General features: G+C 55.0%; 1 protein-coding gene. It reads right to left on the bottom strand.

Annotated elements, in window-relative coordinates:
* The coding region (locus tag QN347_RS20290) for a hypothetical protein (protein WP_416350918.1) at positions 1 to 258 on the bottom strand (258 nt) is incomplete at both ends.

The following is a 258-nucleotide window of genomic DNA, read 5'->3' as shown; positions in this document are numbered from 1 at the left end:
GAGTCTTGGCAGTGCCCCAGCACTCTGAACCTGTTCGGCAAAGTTCAACTGATTCACACGCTTGATATTAGCCAAGGCGTCGTTCGCGTCGACAGTGAGCTTGCTGTAATCGATCCACCTCGTGGGTTGAACTACCACCATTGCCATGGTAACGAGCCGGTGAAGTGCCGCATCCCTGCCAACCTGGCTCAACCAGGCACGTGTCTCGATTCGTGCACGCATCTCGTGCTTCAACTCCTGCATCATGGTGTTGACAGC

The sequence above is a fragment of the Sphingomonas sp. 10B4 genome, assembly GCF_035019905.1.
GTDB classification, from domain to species: Bacteria; Pseudomonadota; Alphaproteobacteria; order Sphingomonadales; family Sphingomonadaceae; genus Sphingomonas; species Sphingomonas glacialis.
Note: the sequence above shows the minus strand (reverse complement) of the source record. Positions and strands in the feature narration are given on the sequence as shown.